The following is a 19,132-nucleotide window of genomic DNA, read 5'->3' as shown; positions in this document are numbered from 1 at the left end:
CGACTAACGGCGGCCCAGAATGAGGCTTTCGGCTCGGCTTAAAGCCTCGGGTTGCCCCTTCAGCACCAGAATGTCTCCGGCCTCCAATCGGGTTTGTGGGGCGGGGTCGCCACCCCGAATCCCGCGCCTGCGGATGGCGCTGACCTCAATCCGCATTTCTGCAAGGCCCAGCTCCTCCAGCGATTTGCCAACGCCACTGGCCCCCGGTTCAACATGCACAGAATGCAGACGAACCCACTGGTTCTCGGGCGTATCCGCCTCATCATCCACGCCACGAAAAACCCCGCGAAACATTTGATAGCGGGATTCTCGAATCGCCCGAATTTCCTTAACCACCCGGGACACGGGAATGCCCAGCAGCAACAGTGCCTGCGAACCCAGCATCAGGCTGCCTTCGAGAATCTCGGGCACCACCTCGGTGGCGCCCGCAGCAGTCAAGCGCTCAAGGTCGCTTTCGTCAGTGGTTCGCACAATCACCGGCACCGAAGGGGTCAGTTGGCGAACCACCCGCAACACCCTTTCCGCAGTTTTCGTCTCGGAAAAACTGATCACCACGCAACTGGCCCTCAGCAAACCAGCGGCCACCAAGGTTTCTCTTCGCGCAGCATCGCCGAACACCACAGAATCGCCAGCGGCCGTGGCCTCCCGAATCCGGTCAGGGTCCAGGTCCAGCGCCACGTAATGCAAGTCCTGGCGGTCCAGAATACGGGCCAAATGTTGACCGCTTCGGCCAAACCCGCAAATCAACACGTGCTGGCGGGTGGCCAGGCTTTTTTGGGCAATCTGATGCAACTCGAGGGATTTCTGCATCCATTCCTGACTGGACAGCCTCAAGACGATCCTGTCGGCGTGCTGGATCATGAAAGGCGCAGCCAACATGGACAACACCATACTGGCTGAAATCACCTGCAACCAAGGATCGGGCACCAACCCCAGGCCGGTCGACCCCACGTTGCCCAGCAACACAAAGCCAAATTCACCGGCCTGGGCGAGGTACAGCCCAGTGCGCATGGCCGTGCCTTGGGTGGCCCCAAACACGCGGGCCAGCATCGTGATCAAGCCCAACTTGGCCACCACAGGCACCACAGCGAGAAGAATGACCCAGTACCAGTGCTGAAACACCACGCTGGGGTTGAGCAACATGCCGGTGGTGACAAAAAACAGGCCCAACAGCACATCGCGAAATGGCTTGATGTCCTCTTCCACCTGATGTTTGTATTGGGTTTCGGCAATCAGAATACCCGCCACAAAGGCCCCCAAGGCCAGGGACAACTCAGCCAGCTCAGTCAGCCAAGCCAAGCCCAGAGTGATCAACAGCACATTGAGCATAAAGAGCTCTTGGGACTTACTTCGGGCCACCAAAGTCATCCACCAGTTCATCAGGCGTTGACCGAACACCAGCATCAAACCCAGCACCATCGCGGCTTTCACCAAGGCCAGGCTGAGTGTCACTGTCAATTGGCCGGAGGGGTTGGCCAAGGCAGGGATGACAATCAGCAAGGGAACTACAGCCAGGTCCTGAAACAGCAGAATGCCCATCACCTGTCGGCCATGGGGCGAGTCCAGTTCCAGACGGTCGGCCAGCATCTTGCTCACAATCGCCGTGGATGACATGGCTGCTGCGCCCGCCAACACAAAGGCCGTGCTCATGGGAATGGGCGTCAGGAAATTGAGCGCCCACGCCAAACCCACCACACCCAGGATGGTAAAACCCACCTGCGCAAGCCCCAAGCCAAACACCACCCGGCGCATGGCGTGCAGTTTGGGCAGGCTGAATTCCAGGCCGATCGAGAACATCAGGAACACCACGCCAAATTCAGCCAGGTGGCGGGTTTCCGGCGCATCGGGAACAACGCCCAATGAATAAGGACCAATGAGTGTGCCTGCGAACAGGTAGCCCAACATGGCGGGCAATTTCCAGTGCCTGAAGAGCGTTACTGCAAGCACAGCAACCAACAGAAGAATCAGTGAAAGCTCTAGGGCGTTGGGCACAATGAAAGGGAAAGAAACGGGTCAGAATTGGCACGGCATTTGCTATACTGCCGCTTAAATCAGAGAGTCTCAAGACCTCATTCGCCTTAGTCTAACAGGGCCACACCATGTCAACCACGCTCAACGCCTTGCGCGACCACGATTTTCTGGCCATGGCCAGAGAGGCCTTGGCCATCGAAGCCTCGGCCATTGCAGCCATGGCTGACCGGCTGGATTCCGCCTTCGTGGAAGCGGCCAACCTGGTGCTGGCCTGCCCGGGCAGGGTCATCCTGATCGGGGTGGGCAAATCGGGCCTCATCGCCAAAAAAATCGCGGCCACATTCGCCAGCACAGGCACGCCCTCTTTCTTCGTGCATGCCACCGAGGCCTCCCATGGCGATTTGGGCATGATCACGGCCGACGATGTAGTTGTCGCCCTGTCCAATTCAGGGCAGACCGAAGAACTGGTGGGTGTGCTGCCAGCCATCGCCCGGCGCGGCGCAAAAATCATCGCCATGACGGGCAAGCTGGAATCCAGCTTGGCGCGTCAGGCCGACTTGGTGCTGGATTGCGGCGTAGACAAAGAAGCCTGTCCTCTGAACCTTGCGCCCACAGCCAGCACCACAGCAGCCTTGGCCATGGGCGATGCGTTGGCGGTGTGTGTGCTGAAGGCACGCGGGTTTTCTGAAGAAGACTTTGCCCTCTCGCACCCAGGCGGCAGCTTGGGTCGCAAACTGCTGACCCACGTGCGTGATGTGATGCGGCAAGGCGACCGCATTCCAAAGGTACGCCCCTCGGACACCTTATCCAGCGCCATTCTCGAAGTAACCCGCAAGGGCTTGGGCATGACGGCGATTGTGGATGACGACAACCGATTGCTCGGCGTCTTCACCGACGGCGACCTTCGCCGCCTGATCGAACAGGGCCTGGACTTGCGTGGCCTGCTGGTGTCTGAAGTGATGCGGGGCAGCCCCAAGAGCATTCGACCGGACCGTTTGGCGGTTGAAGCCGTGCGAATGATGGAAGTCAACCACATCAGCCAGGTCATTGTGACCGACGAGCACAACACCGTGATCGGTGCGCTCAACTTCCACGATCTGTTCGAAGCCAAGGTGGTTTGAACATGTCAGCGGCACCCACTTCAAAACAAGCTGCCAGCCAAGCCGCCGCCACAGTGCGCCTGTTGGGTTTGGACGTGGATGGCACATTGACCGACGGCGGCTTGTACTTCGGCCAGGACGGCGAAGTGATGAAACGCTTCTCCGTGTTCGACGGCCAAGGCCTGCGCCTGCTGATGGACCACGGGGTGAAGGTCGTCTGGATCACCGCCCGCCAAAGCCAGATTGTTGAAAAGCGCGCCCGTGACTTGGGCATTTTTGACTTGGTGCAAGGCTGTAAAACCAAACTGAGCGCCATGGACAACATCAGAACCCAGTTGGGCCTGGCTTGGGATGAGTGCGCGTTTTTTGGGGACGACTGGCCCGATTTCCCGGTGCTGAAAGCGGTGGGATTGGCCTGCACCACCCCCCATTCGCCCGCAGAAATGCGTGCCGTGGCCAATTGGACCAACAGCCGGCCAGCGGGCCATGGGGCCGTTCGCGAACTGTGTGACTTCATTCTGGCCCATCAGGCCAATTACACAAACCCCTGGCTGGATGCCTGACCCATGCTGCGCAACCTGGCCAACCACCTGTCCCAATTCATACCGCTGTTGCTGACCTTTGTGTTGGCCGCTGCCTCGTACTGGTACGCCATGCAAAGTGAACTGGACCTGTTCCGGTTCAGCGGGGCCAAAGACCCGACGGTCAGTGACTACTACATGCGCAATTTCTCGGTGCAAAGCCACGACCTGACCCAAAACCGGTTCTCCTTGGTGCGCAGCAGCCACGCCGAACACATTCCGCAGGGCAACGTGTGGAACATCGATCAACCGGAAGTCGAGCAATACGGCGCCAAAGGCACCGCCATTCAGGGCGAGTCCGAGCAAGGTGAGTACCTGCTGGACACCGATCAGATCATCCTGAAAAAGAACGTGCAGGTCCACGCGCTTCGGCAAGGGCAGACCTCGTTGCTGAAGGCAGAGGAACTCACGCTGGACAACCGAAAGAACACCGTTCACACCAAAACGCCCGTCACAGTGACCCGTGCCACACAGGTCATGCAGATGAAGGGCGTTGAATACAACAACAACACCGGCGAGATGCGCAGCCTGGGCCCTGTCAAGCTCCAAATCGAGGGCAAACGATGAAAACCCTTTCCCTGTTTAAAACCACCGCCGTGATGTTGGTCATTGCCTTGGCAAGCCCATGGGCGGGCCAATCCGCCATGGCACTGGAGGCTGACAAGAAGCAGCCGACCACCATTGACGCCAACCAGATGAGTTACAACGACAAATCCAGTGTCAATGTTTTCACCGGCAATGTGTTGCTCACCCGTGGCAGTCTGGTCGTTCGCGGTGACAAACTCACCCTGACCGAGAACAAGGATGGCAGCCAGTCCGCGCGCATCGAAGGCAGCCCGGCACGCTTCAAACAGCAACGTGACTCGGAAAAACCCGGCGAAGTGTTGCTGATCAACGGCACGGCCAACCTGATCGAGATGGATGGTGTGCAATCCACCATCACCCTCACCGGTTCGGCCAACCTGCAGAAATCCACCAATGGAGAGCTGACCGAGTCCATTTCCGGCAACCGCATTGTCTATCAACAAAACAGCGAAACGCTGAACGTGGTTGGCGGCAACAATGCAGCGGGCGGCAAACCCTCCCGGGTTCAGGCGGTTATCAAGCCCAAACCGGTCACCCCTTGATGAGCCCATCCACCGTGAGCAAACCCAACGACACCCCCGCAACCACACTGACCGGACAAGGCCGGCTTCAAGCACAACACCTGCGCAAGGCTTACCGCAGCCGCAAGGTGATTGAAGACGTGTCCCTGCATGTGGACACCGGCGAAGTGGTCGGCCTGCTGGGCCCAAACGGCGCGGGCAAAACCACCTGCTTCTACATGATTGTGGGCCTGGTGTCTGCAGACGAAGGCAACATCTGCCTTGAAGGGCAAGACATCACACTCAAGCCCATCCACGACAGGGCGCGGGCCGGGCTGTCCTACCTGCCCCAAGAAGCGTCGATCTTTCGGAAGCTCAGTACCGAGGACAACATCCGCGCGGTGCTGGAAATCAACCCACCCCAGAACGAGAGCGTGGACGACGCGGTTGAACGCCTGCTCAACGACTTGCAGATCAGCCACATCCGCAGCTCATTGGCTGCATCGCTGTCCGGTGGTGAGCGCCGTCGCCTGGAAATTGCGCGGGCCCTGGCTACTTCACCCCGCTTCATCCTGCTGGACGAACCCTTTGCAGGCGTTGACCCGATCGCTGTGCTGGAAATTCAGAAGATTGTGAACCTGCTCAAGTCCAAAGGCATCGGCGTGCTGATCACCGACCACAACGTGCGCGAAACCCTGGGCATCTGCGACCGGGCGTACATCATCAGCGCAGGCCGTGTGCTGGCCTCGGGCACGTCCGACCAAATCATTGAAAACGACGATGTCCGCCGGGTGTATCTGGGCGAACATTTCCGCATGTAAGGCTGGCACACATTGCGATGAAACAGTCACTCCAGCTCAAAGTCTCGCAAAACCTGACGCTGACTCCGCAGCTTCAGCAGTCCATACGCCTGCTGCAACTGTCCACGCTGGAACTTCAACAGGAAATCCAGCAGGCGCTCGCTGAAAACCCCATGCTGGAACTGGCGGACGATGAAGGCACTGACCAGATGGTCAGCCTGGACGCCAACGCCCAGCTCGATGACCAACAAGACAGTGCCTTTCAAGCCAGTGAGGTGGCGCCAGCCCAACGCGAAGACGGGCCAGGCGAAGCCCTGGGCGACACAGCCCCCAGCAGTTCGCCGGACGAGGACTACGACGACGTGGTTCAGCGCGACTCCATCGACGGCATTGTCGACAATTGGGAGGGGGACTGGCGGGACAACAGTGGCAACAACCACGATGGGGACGAGGAAAAGCCGGGGCTACAACTGGCCGCCCCCGAAAGCAGCCTGGCTCAGCACCTGCTGGACCAATTGCGGGTGACCCAAGCCTCGGAACGGGACAAAAACCTCGTCATGTGGTTGATTGACTACCTGAACGACGATGGCTACCTGACGGTTGAACTGGAAGACCTGTGGGAAACCCTTCAGGACGCCCCAGACCTGGAGTTTGAAGAACTGCAGTCTGCCTTGAGCCTGCTTCAAAGTTTCGACCCCTTGGGAGTGGGCGCGCGTAACGCCTCGGAATGCCTCACCATTCAGTTGCGCCACCGTGACGACCTGCCCTTGACCCCTGAGGAACTTCAGGCCTGCCTGAGCATCGTGGCTGAGCACTTGGGCCTGCTGGCCCAACGCGACTACACCAAGCTGAAAAAGGTCCTGAACGTCGACGAAGACACCCTGAAAATCTGCCATCAGGTCATTCGGTCGCTGGAGCCCTTCCCCGGAGCGCGCTTCCGCCACGTGGATGACGAACACATCACGCCGGACGTGATTGTCCGCAAGGCCAGCGGCAAGTGGCAGGTTCAGTTGAACCCGGAAGTGATGCCACGCATCCGCATCAATGAGATGTACGCCTCCATTCTGCGCTCACACCGTGGGCAGGCTGGGCAGTTGAGCACCCAGCTTCAAGAGGCCCGGTGGCTGCTAAAAAACGTTCAACAGCGTTTTGACACGATTTTGCGGGTCTCCCAAGCCATCGTTGAACGTCAAATGGGCTACTTCAACCACGGCGAGATCGCCATGCAGCCCTTGGTATTGAGGGAAATCGCAGACCTTTTGGGCCTTCATGAATCGACTGTTTCGAGGGTCACCACGCAAAAATACATGTTGACGCCGCATGGGTTAGTTGAGCTAAAGTATTTCTTCGGCAGTCATGTTTCCACCGATTCGGGTGGTCAGGCTTCCAGCACGGCGATTCGTGCGTTAATCAAGCAACTCGTGTCCTCGGAGGATTCAAAGCAACCGATATCTGACAGTCAAATTGCCGAATTACTTGGCCAGCAGGGCATCGTCGTCGCCAGACGTACGGTGGCTAAATACCGGGAATCATTGAAGATTCCACCGGTGAACATGCGCAAGTCGCTGTAGTAACCAACCGCAGGGCTGGCGCAGCTTGAGAAGGAGAGTCCGTATGAACTTGAACATCAATGGTCATCATCTGGAAGTAACCCCCGCCATTCGCGCCTATGTGGTTGAGAAACTGGACCGGGTCAAGCGACACTTCGACCATGTGATTGACGCCTCAGTGACCCTGTCGGTCACGAAGTTGGTCCACCAAGCCGAAGTCACCCTGCACGTACGCGGCAAAGACATTCACGCAGAATCCTCGGATGCCAATATGTACGCAGCCATTGACGCTCTGGCCGACAAACTGGACAGGCAGGTTCTGCGACACAAGGACAAACTGACCAACCACAGCCATTCCCCGATCAAGCACCAACCGGTCGAAGCGGAATAAACATCTGAATTTTCAGGGAAAATCAAAAGGCGGAGGGCACTCCGCCTTTTTCATTGGTTTGGCGTATAATCGGCCCACAATTTTTTGTAGCGGGTAGCGGGATTCCGTCCGATGAACTTGATAGCCAACCTCCTGGCCCCATCCAACATACTTTTGGATGCGCAGGTCACCAGCAAGAAACGGGTTTTTGAACAAGCCGGTCTGGTCTTCGAAAACAACCAAGGCATTGCGCGGTCCAAAGTCTTCGACAGCCTGTTCGCCCGGGAGCGTCTGGGCTCCACTGGCCTGGGCCAGCAAGTCGCCGTGCCCCATGGCCGCATTAAAGGGCTGAAAGAGCCCGTGGCCTGCCTGGTTCGTGTCCAGGACCCAATCCCCTTCGATGCCCCGGACGGTCAACCCGTCAAGCTGCTGGTTTTTTTGCTGGTGCCTGAAAGCGCAAACCAGCACCATCTGGATATACTGTCCGAACTGGCTCAAATGTTGTCTGACCGCGATTTTCGCGAGCAACTGCTGTCCAGCGCCGAACCGGGCGCTGTACACCAGCTCATCACCAACTGGGAGCCCTACCAACCCGCGAGCTGACCTGCAGTGAAGCAACTCAAAGAACTGATCGAAGCGAACCGAGACAAACTCAAGCTTCACTGGCTGGCTGGCCGCCAAGGCGGTGGCCGCAAGCTGGACCTTCAGTGCTTTGCTTCCTCTGACCTTGTGGGCCACCTCAACACCATTCACCCCGGGCGTATCCAGGTGTTTGGTCGGCAGGAAATTGAGTACTTCGCGCGCATTGAAGATTCGCGCAAACAGCACCAAATCCGCAAACTGATTGATGGCAACCCACCGGCCATCATTGTGGCTGAGTCTTTTCAGCCACACCCCTACCTCACCCAGGGCTGCGACGAGGCCAATGTCCCCCTGTTGACCACCCCACTGCCCGCCGCAGAGATCATCGATTTCCTTCGGGTCTTCATCAACAAATGGCTGGCCCCCAGCACCATGATGCACGGCGTGTTCATGGACGTGTTGGGCATGGGTGTGCTGATTTGCGGCGAATCAGGGCTGGGCAAAAGCGAATTGGGGCTTGAACTGATCTCGCGCGGCCATGGTTTGGTGGCCGACGATGTGGTCGAACTGTCCCGCGTGGCCCCGAACTATATTGAAGGCCGCTGCCCTGAGTTGATTCGCAACCTCATGGAAGTGCGCGGTGTAGGCCTGCTGGACATCAAGGCCATTTTTGGTGAAACCGCAGTCCGCCGAAAAATGCGGCTTAAACTGATTGTGCACCTGGTGCGCCGGGCCTCGCTGGAACAACAGCAGGAAAGGCTGGTGACCGAGGCCCAGTTTCAGGAAGTGCTTGGGCTGCCCATTCGCAAGGTCATGCTGCCCGTGGCGGCTGGCCGCAACTTGGCGGTGTTGCTGGAGGCTGCCGTGCGAAACACCATTCTGCAGATGCGGGGCATCAACACCCTGGATGAATTCATGGTGCGTCAACAAAAGGCCATGCTCAGTGAACTCGGTGGTGATGTGCCCCCCGAGGGTGACCCGGACCTGGACCACTGAGGACTGCCATGAAGGTTGTGCTGCTCACCGGCCTGTCCGGTTCCGGAAAATCGGTGGCCATTCGGGCCCTGGAAGATGCGAATTTTTATTGCGTCGACAACCTGCCCCCACCCCTCATCAGCGCCGTGCTGAAACGCTTGGACGACCAAGGCCACACGCAAGTGGCCATCGCGGTGGACGCCCGTTCGGGCAAAGACATCGTGGACGTGCCCAAAGTACTCGTCGATCTGAAAAACCAGGGCGTGGACGCGCGGCCAATTTTTCTGGACTCTGATGACGACACGCTGGCCACCCGTTACTCCGAAAGCCGCAGACGCCACCCCATGAGCGCGCAACTGGGTGATCAAGCCACCGTGCAGGAATGCGTGGCTGCCGAGCGCAAAGCGCTGGCGCCGCTGAAAGACCTCTCCAATTGCATTGACACCACCGCCCTGCACCCCAACACCCTGCGCAAATGGATTCTGGACGCGGTTGACAGCGCCAAATCACGGCTGACCTTGGTGTTCGAAACCTTTGGTTTCAAAAAAGGCCTGCCCACCGATGCCGAACTGGTGTTCGATGTGCGCTGCCTGTCCAACCCCTACTACGACAAAGCCCTGCGTCCGCTGACAGGCCGTGATGCGCCCGTCATCGAGTTCATTGAACAAGACACACGCAGCGCCGAGCTGTTGAATGACATTGAACAGTATTTGCGCAAGTGGCTGCCGAACTACTTGATGGAACAGCGCAGCTACGTGACTGTGGCCATTGGTTGCACCGGGGGCCAGCACCGCTCCGTGTACATTGCAGAAACCCTGGCCAAGCGCTTGGGGTCAGCCCCCTTGGCTGAAATTGATCACATCCTGATTCGGCACCGAACCTTGGGTTGATTCCAGCATTTTGTGAACCACTTTGGGCAGGGCCACGCCAGCGGGGTCCACACAGGGTTCAAGCGGGTGGTGCACCTGATGTTGAACCACATGGAATACCATGCGCCTGTGGGTTAACTCATGTTGCAAAGCGGGCAGTTGCAAGGCTTGCGCTATGGCTTGAACAGAAGGCAGCGCCTGCAGCCCCAAGCCCGACGACGCCAACAAAGCCTCAAGACCGGCGTGCACCACTCGTGCATCGTCAGCCTGCCCACCGAAGGAACCATTGAGAATTGGGGGCAGCCAGAGGTCCTGCCAAACCCCTTTCTCAGTCCGTTTGTTCAACAGGGCGTAACCCCGGCTGTCCCGAAGCACAAGGGCCACCCCCTGAACCACCGGGCGGGCTTTTTTGGGCTTGGGCTCGGGCAGCAGGCCCACCTTGCCCTGCCTGAGGGCCTGGCAACTGGCCATCAAGGGGCAAGCCTCACATTGAGGCTTTCGAGGCGTGCAGCGCGTGGCCCCCAAGTCCATCAAAGCCTGGTTGTATCGGCCGGGCTCCACCGCAGGTACATTCTCATGGGCTACCCCCCACAAGGTCCGCTTCACCGCGGTTTGCTCGGGGTAGCCCTCAATGCCGTAATAGCGGCAGAACACCCGTTTCACATTGCCATCCAGAATGGCCGCGCGCTCACCATAAGCCAGCGACGCCACAGCCCCTGCCGTGGACTCGCCAATGCCGGGCAAAGATGCCAGGTCCTTGACCGCCCTTGGAAACTCACCGCCAAAGTGTTGCACCACTGCTTTGGCACAGGCGTGCAGATTGCGGGCACGGCTGTAGTAGCCCAAACCAGCCCACAAGCCCATCACCTGCTCAGAAGGCGCTGCTGCCAAATCGCGTACGGTGGGAAAGGCCTGCAGAAAACGCTCAAAGTACGCCAACACGGTGGCCACCTGGGTCTGCTGAAGCATCACCTCGCTCAACCACACCTTGTAAGGGTCGCCCGTGTTTTGCCAAGGCAGGGTGTGGCGGCCGGCCTTGGCCTGCCATTCCAGCAAGGTGCGGGCAAACACCTCGCCCCGCAAAGGCTCCTCGGGAATCAAGGCCGTCATCGTTGGCAACCGGGGCAATAAAAGGTGCTGCGCTGGTTCATGACACGGCGCTTGATCACCCCCTCACACCGCTTGCAACCCTGCCCTTCGCGGCCATACACATCGCAATGGGTTTGAAAATGCCCCAACTCACCATCAATGGCCTGAAAGTTACGCAGCGTGGAACCACCCCGCTCGATGGCCTCGCCTAGCACAGCGACGATCGCTGAGTGAAGGCGGGTGCAGTCGGCTCGGCTCAGGCGGCCAGCCGCCCGCCCCGGCCTGACCGCAGCCCTGAACAAGGCTTCGCAGGCGTAGATGTTGCCCACCCCCACCACCGCGGCGCCCGACAACAACAGCGCCTTGGCCGACAAAGTTTTGCCACGCGTGGCTTTGAAAAATTGCTCGGGGGTAAAACCGACGCCCAAAGGTTCCGGGCCAAGGCTGGCCAAGCGTGGGTGAGTTTGGGCCTCGTAATCGCGGGCGGCCAGCAGGTCGACGCTGCCGAAGCGGCGCGGGTCATTCAGGCGCAGGGCCTTGCCCTCGAACAGCCACTGAACGTGGTCGTGCTTGTCCCACGCCGATTGCGCATCCACCACCTTCAGCGTGCCCGACATGCCCAAGTGCACCAACACCACCTGCGCACCAAACCGCATGGCCACATATTTAGACCTCCGCTCCACCGAATCCAGCCGGGCCCCAGCCAAACTGGACAGGCTATCAGGCACGGGCCAACGCAGGCGCGGTTGCCGCACGGTGACATCCAGGAGGGTTTGCCCCGTAAAATGTTGTGCCACACCCCTGCGGGTGATTTCGACCTCAGGCAACTCAGGCATACAAATGAACCCTTGTGCGCACCGCAGCGCCGGGGGCGCACCCCACACCGCTGGGCGAATGTGGTAATAATGGGCTTGGTTGATGAACCGGTCTATCCATCAGGTTGTAAAACATGACTCGTCTGAAATGGGTGCGCAGTTGCACCGTTGTCTTGGGCCTTGCAAGCATTGTAGCAGGCTGCGCCACCTCACCCGTGGAGGACTCGGGCTTACCGGTGGCCGCCCCGGGCCAATCGCAAGCCCAGATGAAACGCGAAGACTACCAGGCCAAAGTGGCCAGGCTGGTTGAGCGCAACCCGCTGTTTGCCCTGATGACCGCTGAAATTGCCCAGCAACGTGGGGATGCCTATTCGGCCATGCTGGCTTACCTTGAAGCCGCCAAGCAACTGCAGGACCCAGAACTGGCCAAACGTGCGCTGGAAATCAGCTTGGGCGAAGGGCAACTGGAAGAAGCCCTGAAAGCAGCGCAAGTGTGGGCCGACGTGGCCCCCACCGATGCACAGGCCCGCCGTTCAGTGATGGTGCTGCAATTGGGCACCAACCGTGTGGACGAAGCCTTGCCTGCCTTGAAAACATACTTGGCGCAGGTTAAAGAGGCCGAGCAGGCCAACCCGGGCATCAGCCATGCCACGCCCATCAAAGTGGCCACGGAAATGCTGATGCGCATTCCCGACAAAACCAAGGCGTACAACACCGCCATTGAACTGTTCGGCAACAACCCCAAGGATGCTGACGCCCAACTGCTCTTGGCGCAAATCAGCGAGTCTGCCGACCAGTTCGCCACCGCGATTGTTCACCTGCAAAACCTGGCCGCCATTTCACCGCAAGAACGCTATGTGGTGCAGTTAGCCCAGTTGATGGAGCGCCGCGACACCAACCCCAGCGCGGCTTTGGCCTACATCACCCCACTGACCGACCAAAACCCGAAATGGTTCGGCGCCCGCCTTTACCTGGCACGGGTTTATTCCCAGCAGGAACAATGGCCGCTGGCCAAACAGCGGTTCAATGAAATGCTGCAACTACAGCCCGAGAATTACCCGCTGTACTCCAGCCTGGGCTTTGTGCTGAGCAAGACGGGCGAACGCAAGGCGGCTGAAAAAGCATTCAATGTGTACCTGTCCAAAGTGCCGGCCACTGAGCGACAAAACGAAGCCTTGATTCACATCACCATGGCTGACATGGCCGCCCAGGACAAAGACTTCGCCGCCGCCTACGCCTGGCTGGACCGTGCGCCCAACGCCAAAACCGACCTCGACATTCAACTGAAGAAATCCGCCCTTGAAGAACTGCAAGGCAAACCCGAGGGCGCAGCGCGGGTGCTTCAGCAGTTCAAACCCGCCAACGATGAACAGGCCGTGCGTCTGGCGCTGGCCAAAAGCCAACTGGCCGAAAGCCGCAAACGCCCCCAAGAGGCCGCCAGTGAACTGGACGCCGCGCTGAGCACCCAACCCAACCAACCGGAACTGCTGTACGAGCGGGCCATGGTGGCCGAGCGCATGAACGACCTGAGCGCCGTGGAAGGTAACCTGCGCAAACTGATGGAAGTCAAACCCGACAATGCACACGCCTACAATGCCTTGGGTTACACCTTCGCTGACCGCAACATCCGCCTGCCCGAGGCCTTGACCCTCATCACCAAGGCGGCTGAACTGGCCCCCAACGATGCGTTCATACTCGACTCGCTGGGCTGGGTGCATTACCGGCTGGGCGACCTGGACAAGGCGGAACAAGCCTTGCGCAAAGCCTACTCACTGCGTCAGGATGAAGAAATCGGAGTACATCTGCTGGAAGTCTTGATCAAAAAAGGGCAATTGGCTGATGCCAAATCGCTTTCTGATGCGTTATTGCCGAAGTACCCGGACAGCCAACGGCTCAAAACCCTGATCCAGACGCTGCCGGGCGTTTGATGACCGACAGGGACACCACGCGCAAATGAATGCACTCCGCATACCCGGCTGGCCAATCGCACTGACCACCTTGTTCTGCACCCTGCTGGGCGCCTGCAGCAGCACCGGGCCACACACCAGCGGCATTGACTGCACAGCCCCCCTGGCCAGTTGCCACGAGGGGCGATTCGGCTTGATCTGGAAAACCACTCAAGACGATGGACAGGTTCAGGCCGACAGCATCTCTGGCAGCTACGAGTGGCGCTCTGCCCAAATCAACACACCCAACCGGGGTCCCATGGAAGTGGCCAGTCTGGAAGTGAACTCCAAACTGGGCCCTAGCCTTGGACAGGCCAAGCGGTCGGGAGACTTCTACGAAGTGCGGGCCGCTGATGGCCGCGTGTACCTGGCACAAGACTGGCAAACCCTGTTTGACCTGATGTTCCCCATCAAACTGCCCGCCAACGCACTCGTGGACTGGATGAAAAACCCCAACCCAGACACCCTGCCACCCCTGCCCGCCAACTGGACCTGGCAGAACCTGGACGGGCGCTACCGTGTGCTGTTTGTTCAAAGCAACACCTCAGGCCGAATCGACCTGATTCCCAAAGGCAAACTGCTGCGATAAGCGCCCGCATGGCCAACCACACCCTGACTGCTTTGGCCCCGGCCAAAATCAACCTGTTTCTGCATGTCACCGGGCGCCGGCCTGACGGCTACCACCTGCTCCAAAGCCTGTTCTGTCCGGTGGATGTGTGTGACACCATTACCCTGACCCTTGCCGAGGGCGATTCAGGCCTGCACCTGAGCCGAACCGGGGACCTTCTGCACCTGCCCGAAACCAAGGACCTGACCGCGAGGGCGGCACGGGCCTATTGGCAGGCACTTCAGTCCCATACGCCCCACCGGGCAAGCGGCCTGAACATCACGCTGGATGTGATCAAACACATCCCCGAAGAGGCTGGCATGGGCGGCGGTAGCAGCAACGCCGCGGCGGTGTTGCGCCTCTTGAACCAGCATTTCGACGGATCAGTGCCCGCAGTGGAGTTGGCCCGAATCGCGCTCAGCCTGGGTGCGGATGTGCCGTTTTTTCTGCAGGACGACTGCGCCTTTGTGGAAGGCATTGGCGAAACGCTGACCCCGCTGCCCGGGCTTTATGCCCCGGTGCTGCTGTACAAGCCCCCGGTTTCCTGCCCCACAGGGCAAATTTTTGCCTCGAACCAATTGACACGGAACGCAAAAGACGTCAAAATTTCGGTCTTCGATTCGGTTCGCCGGGTTGAACAGGCAACAAACTGTCGGCCTGACCACGCCAGTGCAAGCATGCTTGCCTTGGTCCATGTTCTGAAACACAGCACTGAAAATGCGCTGGAACAGGTGGTTAGAGATGCAATGCCCCTATGGCTTGCGCATTACCGGGAGTTTGAAGCGCAGGTGTCCACACACCTGCCCCTGTTGACCCGAATGACTGGCTCTGGTTCTGCCATGTTCGCTGTGTTTGCTAGCCCAAGTCAACTCAGCAAGGCACGGCAAGCCGTGCTGAGCAGCCAGTTGTTGCAAACCGGCCGCTGCATGAGTTGTAGCCTCGGATCGAACAAGTTTTAGGGGAGTCGCCAAGTTGGTTAAGGCACCGGATTTTGATTCCGGCATTCGAGGGTTCGAGTCCTTCCTCCCCTGCCAAAACCTCGAAAGGGCCAGCCAACGGTTGGCCCTTTTTTATTGCGTTCATTCCTTTGTCTAGCCCCGGGGAACCACAATGGCAAGCGACAGTTTGATGATCTTCACCGGCAACGCGATTCCCGCGCTGGCGGAGTCCGTGGCCCAACAGCTGAACATCCCGCTGGGCAAAGCGTCCGTTGGCCGCTTTTCGGACGGCGAAGTGACCGTCGAGATCAATGAAAACGTGCGCGGCAAAGACGTGTTCGTGCTGCAGTCCACCTGCGCCCCGACGAACGACAACCTGATGGAAATGATGGTCATGATCGATGCGCTCAAACGCGCGTCTGCTGGCCGCATCACCGCAGCCATTCCCTACTTCGGCTATGCCCGCCAGGACCGCCGCGTGCGCTCCTCCCGCGTGGCCATCACCGCCAAAGTGGTGGCCAACATGCTGCAGGTGGCCGGTGTTGACCGCGTGCTGACCATGGACTTGCACGCCGATCAAATCCAGGGCTTTTTCGACATCCCCGTGGACAACATCTACGCGTCCCCCGTGCTGCTGGGCGACGTGTGGAAACAGAAATTTGAAAACCTGATGGTGGTGTCGCCTGACGTCGGCGGTGTGGTGCGTGCGCGTGCGCTGGCCAAGCGTCTGGATTGCGACTTGGCCATCATCGACAAACGCCGTCCTCGCGCCAACGTGGCCGAAGTCATGAACATCATTGGTGACGTGAAAGACCGCACCTGCGTGATCATGGACGACATGGTCGACACAGCCAACACCCTGTGCAAGGCAGCCTCGGCCCTCAAGGCCAACGGCGCGTTGAAAGTGCTGGCCTACTGTACACACCCGGTGCTGTCGGGTGGGGCCGTGCAGCGTGTCGAAGACTCCGACCTGGATGAACTGGTCGTGACCGACACCATCCCGCTGTCCGAAGAAGCGCGCAACAGCAGCACCATCCGGGTGTTGAGCGTGGCAGAACTGCTGGCTGAAACCATTCGGCGTATTGTGCGCTCCGACTCGGTGAGCTCGCTGTTCATCGACTGAACGTTTTTTTGGGTTGAATGCAGCCGCCCTCACAAAGTGCTGCATGCTGGGGTTTACTGGTCGCGGTCGGCCCCAATTAGGAGATCAACATGAAAGTAGTTGCAACATCCCGCACTGAGCAGGGTTCCGGAGCGAGCCGCCGCCTGCGTCGTGCAGGCCAGGTTCCTGGCATTCTGTATGGGGCTCAAACCCAAGCTGTGGCTGTGTCCATCGAGCACAATCCTCTGTGGCACGCCCTGCAGAAAGAAAAATTCCACTCCTCCATTCTGGACCTGGAAATCGACGGCAAGGCAGAAAAAGCCGTGCTGCGTGACTATCAGCTGCACCCCTACAAGCAGCAGATTCTGCACATCGACTTCCAGCGCGTGGACCCCAACCAGAAGATCCACATGCCTGTGCCTCTGCACTACTCCGGCCACCTGGAAAGCCCAGCCGTCAAGCTGTACGCTGGCCAAGTGACTTTCGTAGCCAACCAGATCGAAGTGGAATGTCTGCCTGCTGACCTGCCCGAATTCATCGCGGTGGATTGCAGCATCCTGGACATCACCAAGCGTTCCATCCACGTCACCGACCTGACATTCCCAGCCGGCGTTGGCATCCCCAACCACGGCCAGGACGACCTGTCACTGGTGACCGTAAAAATCAAGAACGCTGCCGCCAAGGCCGCTGGCGACGAGTAATCCCGCCCTTGATTCAGGCTCACCTGTTGAGCCTGACCAAAACCCCCGACCAGTCCGGCTGCGGGGGTTTTTTGTTGGCCGCGGGCATTTGTACAAGTCAAGATGCCGGAAGGCAGCCGATGGTTTAGCATGCAGCTAACGACACCCCGAACATGAACTGCGCCCACAATGCGCACAAGCAGACATGACCGACCCCATCAAGCTGGTGGTGGGCCTGGGCAACCCCGGCCCCCAATACGAAGACACCCGACACAACGCTGGGGTGTGGTACCTGGACCGGCTTTGCCGCCAGCACAACGCGCCACTGCAGGCCGACAAACGCTTTCTCGGTGATTTGGCCCGCATCAAGGCAAACGGTGAAGACGTTTGGCTGCTGTTCCCGACCACCTACATGAACAGGTCGGGGCAGGCGGTGGGGGGGCTGGCCAAATTCTTCAAAATCAAACCGGAACAGGTGCTGGTGGCTCACGATGAACTGGACCTTCTGCCGGGCCAACTGAAACTGAAGAAAGGGGGTGGCCATGCCGGCCACAATGGCTTGAAAGACATCGTCGCCCACTTGGGCACAGCCGACTTCTGGCGGGCCCGGATTGGCATCGGGCACCCACGCAGCCTGAACCTGCAACAGGGCGTGGCTGATTTTGTGCTGCACCGCCCCAGCGCCGAACAGCAAAAAGCCATCGATGGCGTTCTGGACATTCTTCACAAACACAGCGACCTGCTGCTCAAAGGCGAATTGGCCCAAGCCACGACACGCATACACACCGATGGCGACCAATGGTACAAGGGGCTGAACCCCAAGGGACCCGCATGAAGGCATTGCGCATCATCGCCGGGGACAGGGCCAGGCGACACATTGAACAACACGGCTTATCGCCACTGGATGTACAGGCCATTCCGGGCGCGGCAGGGGGGCCTAAAGGGCTGATCCTTCAGGGGCTGGACCACTTTCTGTTTGGAGATTGGTTCAACGCAGCCCACTTGTCGGCCCGGCAGCAGGCGGGGGTCAAACCCCTGCAATTGCTGGGGGCGTCCATCGGTGCATGGCGCATGGCGGCCGCAGCCAGCAGCGAGCCTGTGACCGCGCTGAAACGCCTTGCCGACCAGTACTGCGATGCGCAGCGTTACCCCAAGGGGGTAGACCGGCACACCATCAGTGACGTGTGCCAAAGCATGGTCAATGCGGTGGTTGGGGATCAGGCTCAAAGCATGAGCCTGCCGCAAGGCAAGGAACTGCTGGTGTGGGTCAACCGCGGCTTGCCGCCTTTGCACCACGCTCGCCAAGCCAGAGCCCGCAAACGCGGTTTTGCAGCGGCGGTATTGGCCAATGGCCTGAACCGGGACAAGCTGGCCCATTATTTTGAGCGGTGGATTTTTCACAGCCCAGGTGCCGCAGTCGACTGGCTGGAACAACCGTTCGACCGCATTCCAACCCACAGCGCTCCGTTGGGCGAGGTGAATATTCGCCAAGCCCTGCTGGCCTCGGGCAGCATTCCGTTTGTACTGAACCCCATCCACACTATTGCGCAGGCCCATAGCGCCGAGAACGCCTATCAGGGCCCTTTTTGGGATGGCGGCCTGACCGACTATCACCTGGCCTTGCCCTATCACCGGCTGGATGGCTTGGTGTTGTACCCCCACTTTGCCAACACGGTCACGCCCGGTTGGCTGGACAAGTTTCTTAAGCTGCGCAAAGCTCGGCCGGACTGGATGAGCAATGTGGTGCTGCTGTGCCCCACGGACGAATTTGTCAAAAGCCTGCCCGCCGGCAAAATCCCCGACCGCAGCGACTTCAAACGTTATGGCCTGAACCATGACCAGCGCTTGGCGCACTGGCGACAAGCCATTGCAGAAAGCCACCGCCTTGCTGAAGAGTTCGCCCACTGGGCAGAGCAGCCCAGCACAAGGCGGATTGAACCCTATGCATGAGACTTAGCAGCGCTCTTTCACACCAGCCACCACAACTGCAGCCGCCACATGAACGCAAGCTTAAGAGTTCACAGAGGTTTTTGACCCGAGGTGGTTCGGGGTACAATGCTGGATTGATGATC

20 protein-coding genes and 1 tRNA gene are annotated in these 19,132 nt (G+C 59.2%); 18 read left to right on the top strand and 3 right to left on the bottom strand.

Annotation, left to right across the window (positions count from 1 at the left end):
* Nucleotides 1-3: 3 nt before the first annotated feature.
* Nucleotides 4-1,992, bottom strand: coding sequence for a cation:proton antiporter (locus ACK4FF_RS03290; protein ID WP_409704556.1), 1,989 nt, complete (start codon nt 1,990-1,992; stop codon nt 4-6).
* A gap of 107 nt (nt 1,993-2,099) precedes the next feature.
* Between ACK4FF_RS03290 and ACK4FF_RS03285 the strand changes: the two genes are divergently transcribed.
* The 10 genes from ACK4FF_RS03285 (at nt 2,100) to rapZ (ending at nt 9,904) form a co-directional block, all read left to right on the top strand.
* Nucleotides 2,100-3,092 (top strand): SIS domain-containing protein, encoded by a 993-nt coding sequence (locus tag ACK4FF_RS03285; RefSeq protein WP_409704554.1) that lies wholly within the window; start codon nt 2,100-2,102, stop codon nt 3,090-3,092.
* Nucleotides 3,093-3,094: 2 nt separating this feature from the next.
* Nucleotides 3,095-3,634 (top strand): KdsC family phosphatase, encoded by a 540-nt coding sequence (locus tag ACK4FF_RS03280; RefSeq protein WP_409704552.1) that lies wholly within the window; start codon nt 3,095-3,097, stop codon nt 3,632-3,634.
* Between the two features lie 3 nt (nt 3,635-3,637).
* Nucleotides 3,638-4,219 (top strand): LPS export ABC transporter periplasmic protein LptC, encoded by a 582-nt coding sequence (gene lptC, locus ACK4FF_RS03275; RefSeq protein ID WP_409704550.1) that lies wholly within the window; start codon nt 3,638-3,640, stop codon nt 4,217-4,219.
* Entirely contained in the window at nt 4,216-4,779 is a 564-nt protein-coding gene (gene lptA / locus ACK4FF_RS03270) for a lipopolysaccharide transport periplasmic protein LptA (protein ID WP_409704548.1), read from the top strand. Before lptC ends, lptA begins: the two co-directional genes overlap by 4 nt.
* Nucleotides 4,779-5,558, top strand: coding sequence for an LPS export ABC transporter ATP-binding protein (gene lptB / locus ACK4FF_RS03265; protein ID WP_409704546.1), 780 nt, complete (start codon nt 4,779-4,781; stop codon nt 5,556-5,558). The genes lptA and lptB overlap by 1 nt, the downstream gene beginning before the upstream one ends.
* 17 nt (nt 5,559-5,575) lie before the next feature.
* Nucleotides 5,576-7,108 carry an RNA polymerase factor sigma-54 gene (locus ACK4FF_RS03260; protein WP_409704544.1) on the top strand — a complete coding sequence of 511 codons (1,533 nt, stop codon included), beginning with the start codon at nt 5,576-5,578 and terminating at the stop codon, nt 7,106-7,108.
* 43 nt (nt 7,109-7,151) lie between these two features.
* Nucleotides 7,152-7,478 (top strand): ribosome hibernation-promoting factor, HPF/YfiA family, encoded by a 327-nt coding sequence (gene hpf / locus ACK4FF_RS03255; RefSeq protein ID WP_409704542.1) that lies wholly within the window; start codon nt 7,152-7,154, stop codon nt 7,476-7,478.
* A 111-nt stretch (nt 7,479-7,589) separates the two neighbouring features.
* Nucleotides 7,590-8,060, top strand: a complete 471-nt coding sequence (locus ACK4FF_RS03250; protein ID WP_409704540.1) for a PTS sugar transporter subunit IIA — start codon at nt 7,590-7,592, stop codon at nt 8,058-8,060.
* Nucleotides 8,061-8,066: 6 nt separating this feature from the next.
* Nucleotides 8,067-9,035 (top strand): HPr(Ser) kinase/phosphatase, encoded by a 969-nt coding sequence (gene hprK / locus ACK4FF_RS03245; RefSeq protein ID WP_409704538.1) that lies wholly within the window; start codon nt 8,067-8,069, stop codon nt 9,033-9,035.
* 8 nt (nt 9,036-9,043) lie between these two features.
* A complete protein-coding gene (gene rapZ / locus ACK4FF_RS03240) occupies nt 9,044-9,904 on the top strand; it encodes an RNase adapter RapZ (protein ID WP_409704536.1) in 861 nt (286 codons plus the stop codon).
* Here the strand turns inward: rapZ and mutY are convergent.
* Together mutY and mutM are read right to left on the bottom strand one after the other, a co-directional pair.
* Nucleotides 9,848-10,993 (bottom strand): A/G-specific adenine glycosylase, encoded by a 1,146-nt coding sequence (gene mutY, locus ACK4FF_RS03235; protein ID WP_409704534.1) that lies wholly within the window; start codon nt 10,991-10,993, stop codon nt 9,848-9,850. The genes rapZ and mutY overlap by 57 nt on opposite strands.
* Entirely contained in the window at nt 10,990-11,808 is an 819-nt protein-coding gene (mutM, locus tag ACK4FF_RS03230) for a bifunctional DNA-formamidopyrimidine glycosylase/DNA-(apurinic or apyrimidinic site) lyase (protein WP_409704532.1), read from the bottom strand. Before mutM ends, mutY begins: the two co-directional genes overlap by 4 nt.
* A 113-nt stretch (nt 11,809-11,921) precedes the next feature.
* Between mutM and ACK4FF_RS03225 the strand changes: the two genes are divergently transcribed.
* The 8 genes from ACK4FF_RS03225 to ACK4FF_RS03190 all read left to right on the top strand — a co-directional run bounded on the left by ACK4FF_RS03225 (nt 11,922) and on the right by ACK4FF_RS03190 (nt 19,010).
* Nucleotides 11,922-13,715 (top strand): tetratricopeptide repeat protein, encoded by a 1,794-nt coding sequence (locus tag ACK4FF_RS03225; protein WP_409704530.1) that lies wholly within the window; start codon nt 11,922-11,924, stop codon nt 13,713-13,715.
* Nucleotides 13,716-13,740: 25 nt separating this feature from the next.
* Entirely contained in the window at nt 13,741-14,322 is a 582-nt protein-coding gene (locus ACK4FF_RS03220; RefSeq protein ID WP_409704528.1) for a hypothetical protein, read from the top strand.
* Nucleotides 14,323-14,330: 8 nt separating this feature from the next.
* Nucleotides 14,331-15,299 (top strand): 4-(cytidine 5'-diphospho)-2-C-methyl-D-erythritol kinase, encoded by a 969-nt coding sequence (ispE, locus tag ACK4FF_RS03215; protein ID WP_409704526.1) that lies wholly within the window; start codon nt 14,331-14,333, stop codon nt 15,297-15,299.
* Nucleotides 15,298-15,374 (top strand) — tRNA-Gln (locus ACK4FF_RS03210). The genes ispE and ACK4FF_RS03210 overlap by 2 nt, the downstream gene beginning before the upstream one ends.
* A 76-nt stretch (nt 15,375-15,450) precedes the next feature.
* Nucleotides 15,451-16,401 (top strand): ribose-phosphate pyrophosphokinase, encoded by a 951-nt coding sequence (locus ACK4FF_RS03205; protein WP_409704524.1) that lies wholly within the window; start codon nt 15,451-15,453, stop codon nt 16,399-16,401.
* Nucleotides 16,402-16,490: 89 nt separating this feature from the next.
* Nucleotides 16,491-17,081: a 50S ribosomal protein L25/general stress protein Ctc gene (locus tag ACK4FF_RS03200; protein ID WP_409704522.1), complete on the top strand. Its 591-nt coding sequence runs from the start codon at nt 16,491-16,493 to the stop codon at nt 17,079-17,081.
* A gap of 184 nt (nt 17,082-17,265) precedes the next feature.
* Entirely contained in the window at nt 17,266-17,895 is a 630-nt protein-coding gene (pth, locus tag ACK4FF_RS03195) for an aminoacyl-tRNA hydrolase (RefSeq protein WP_409704520.1), read from the top strand.
* Nucleotides 17,892-19,010 (top strand): patatin-like phospholipase family protein, encoded by a 1,119-nt coding sequence (locus tag ACK4FF_RS03190; RefSeq protein WP_409704518.1) that lies wholly within the window; start codon nt 17,892-17,894, stop codon nt 19,008-19,010. Before pth ends, ACK4FF_RS03190 begins: the two co-directional genes overlap by 4 nt.
* The last annotated feature ends 122 nt before the right edge of the window (nt 19,011-19,132 follow it).

The sequence above is a fragment of the Limnobacter sp. genome (genome assembly GCF_046297615.1).
Classification (GTDB): Bacteria; Pseudomonadota; Gammaproteobacteria; order Burkholderiales; family Burkholderiaceae_B; genus Limnobacter.
This window is presented reverse-complemented; position numbering and strand designations above follow the sequence as displayed.

What these genes read in the sequence shown, in the direction of transcription:
- ACK4FF_RS03285 (WP_409704554.1), top strand. Translation starts at nt 2,100, where the DNA reads ATGTCAACCACGCTCAACGCCTTGCGCGACCACGATTTTCTGGCCATG.
- ACK4FF_RS03280 (WP_409704552.1), top strand. Translation starts at nt 3,095, where the DNA reads ATGTCAGCGGCACCCACTTCAAAACAAGCTGCCAGCCAAGCCGCCGCC.
- lptC (WP_409704550.1), top strand. Translation starts at nt 3,638, where the DNA reads ATGCTGCGCAACCTGGCCAACCACCTGTCCCAATTCATACCGCTGTTG.
- lptA (WP_409704548.1), top strand. Translation starts at nt 4,216, where the DNA reads ATGAAAACCCTTTCCCTGTTTAAAACCACCGCCGTGATGTTGGTCATT.
- lptB (WP_409704546.1), top strand. Translation starts at nt 4,779, where the DNA reads ATGAGCCCATCCACCGTGAGCAAACCCAACGACACCCCCGCAACCACA.
- ACK4FF_RS03260 (WP_409704544.1), top strand. Translation starts at nt 5,576, where the DNA reads ATGAAACAGTCACTCCAGCTCAAAGTCTCGCAAAACCTGACGCTGACT.
- hpf (WP_409704542.1), top strand. Translation starts at nt 7,152, where the DNA reads ATGAACTTGAACATCAATGGTCATCATCTGGAAGTAACCCCCGCCATT.
- ACK4FF_RS03250 (WP_409704540.1), top strand. Translation starts at nt 7,590, where the DNA reads ATGAACTTGATAGCCAACCTCCTGGCCCCATCCAACATACTTTTGGAT.
- rapZ (WP_409704536.1), top strand. Translation starts at nt 9,044, where the DNA reads ATGAAGGTTGTGCTGCTCACCGGCCTGTCCGGTTCCGGAAAATCGGTG.
- mutY (WP_409704534.1), bottom strand. Translation starts at nt 10,993, where the DNA reads ATGACGGCCTTGATTCCCGAGGAGCCTTTGCGGGGCGAGGTGTTTGCC.
- mutM (WP_409704532.1), bottom strand. Translation starts at nt 11,808, where the DNA reads ATGCCTGAGTTGCCTGAGGTCGAAATCACCCGCAGGGGTGTGGCACAA.
- ACK4FF_RS03225 (WP_409704530.1), top strand. Translation starts at nt 11,922, where the DNA reads ATGACTCGTCTGAAATGGGTGCGCAGTTGCACCGTTGTCTTGGGCCTT.
- ACK4FF_RS03220 (WP_409704528.1), top strand. Translation starts at nt 13,741, where the DNA reads ATGAATGCACTCCGCATACCCGGCTGGCCAATCGCACTGACCACCTTG.
- ispE (WP_409704526.1), top strand. Translation starts at nt 14,331, where the DNA reads ATGGCCAACCACACCCTGACTGCTTTGGCCCCGGCCAAAATCAACCTG.
- ACK4FF_RS03205 (WP_409704524.1), top strand. Translation starts at nt 15,451, where the DNA reads ATGGCAAGCGACAGTTTGATGATCTTCACCGGCAACGCGATTCCCGCG.
- ACK4FF_RS03200 (WP_409704522.1), top strand. Translation starts at nt 16,491, where the DNA reads ATGAAAGTAGTTGCAACATCCCGCACTGAGCAGGGTTCCGGAGCGAGC.
- pth (WP_409704520.1), top strand. Translation starts at nt 17,266, where the DNA reads ATGACCGACCCCATCAAGCTGGTGGTGGGCCTGGGCAACCCCGGCCCC.
- ACK4FF_RS03190 (WP_409704518.1), top strand. Translation starts at nt 17,892, where the DNA reads ATGAAGGCATTGCGCATCATCGCCGGGGACAGGGCCAGGCGACACATT.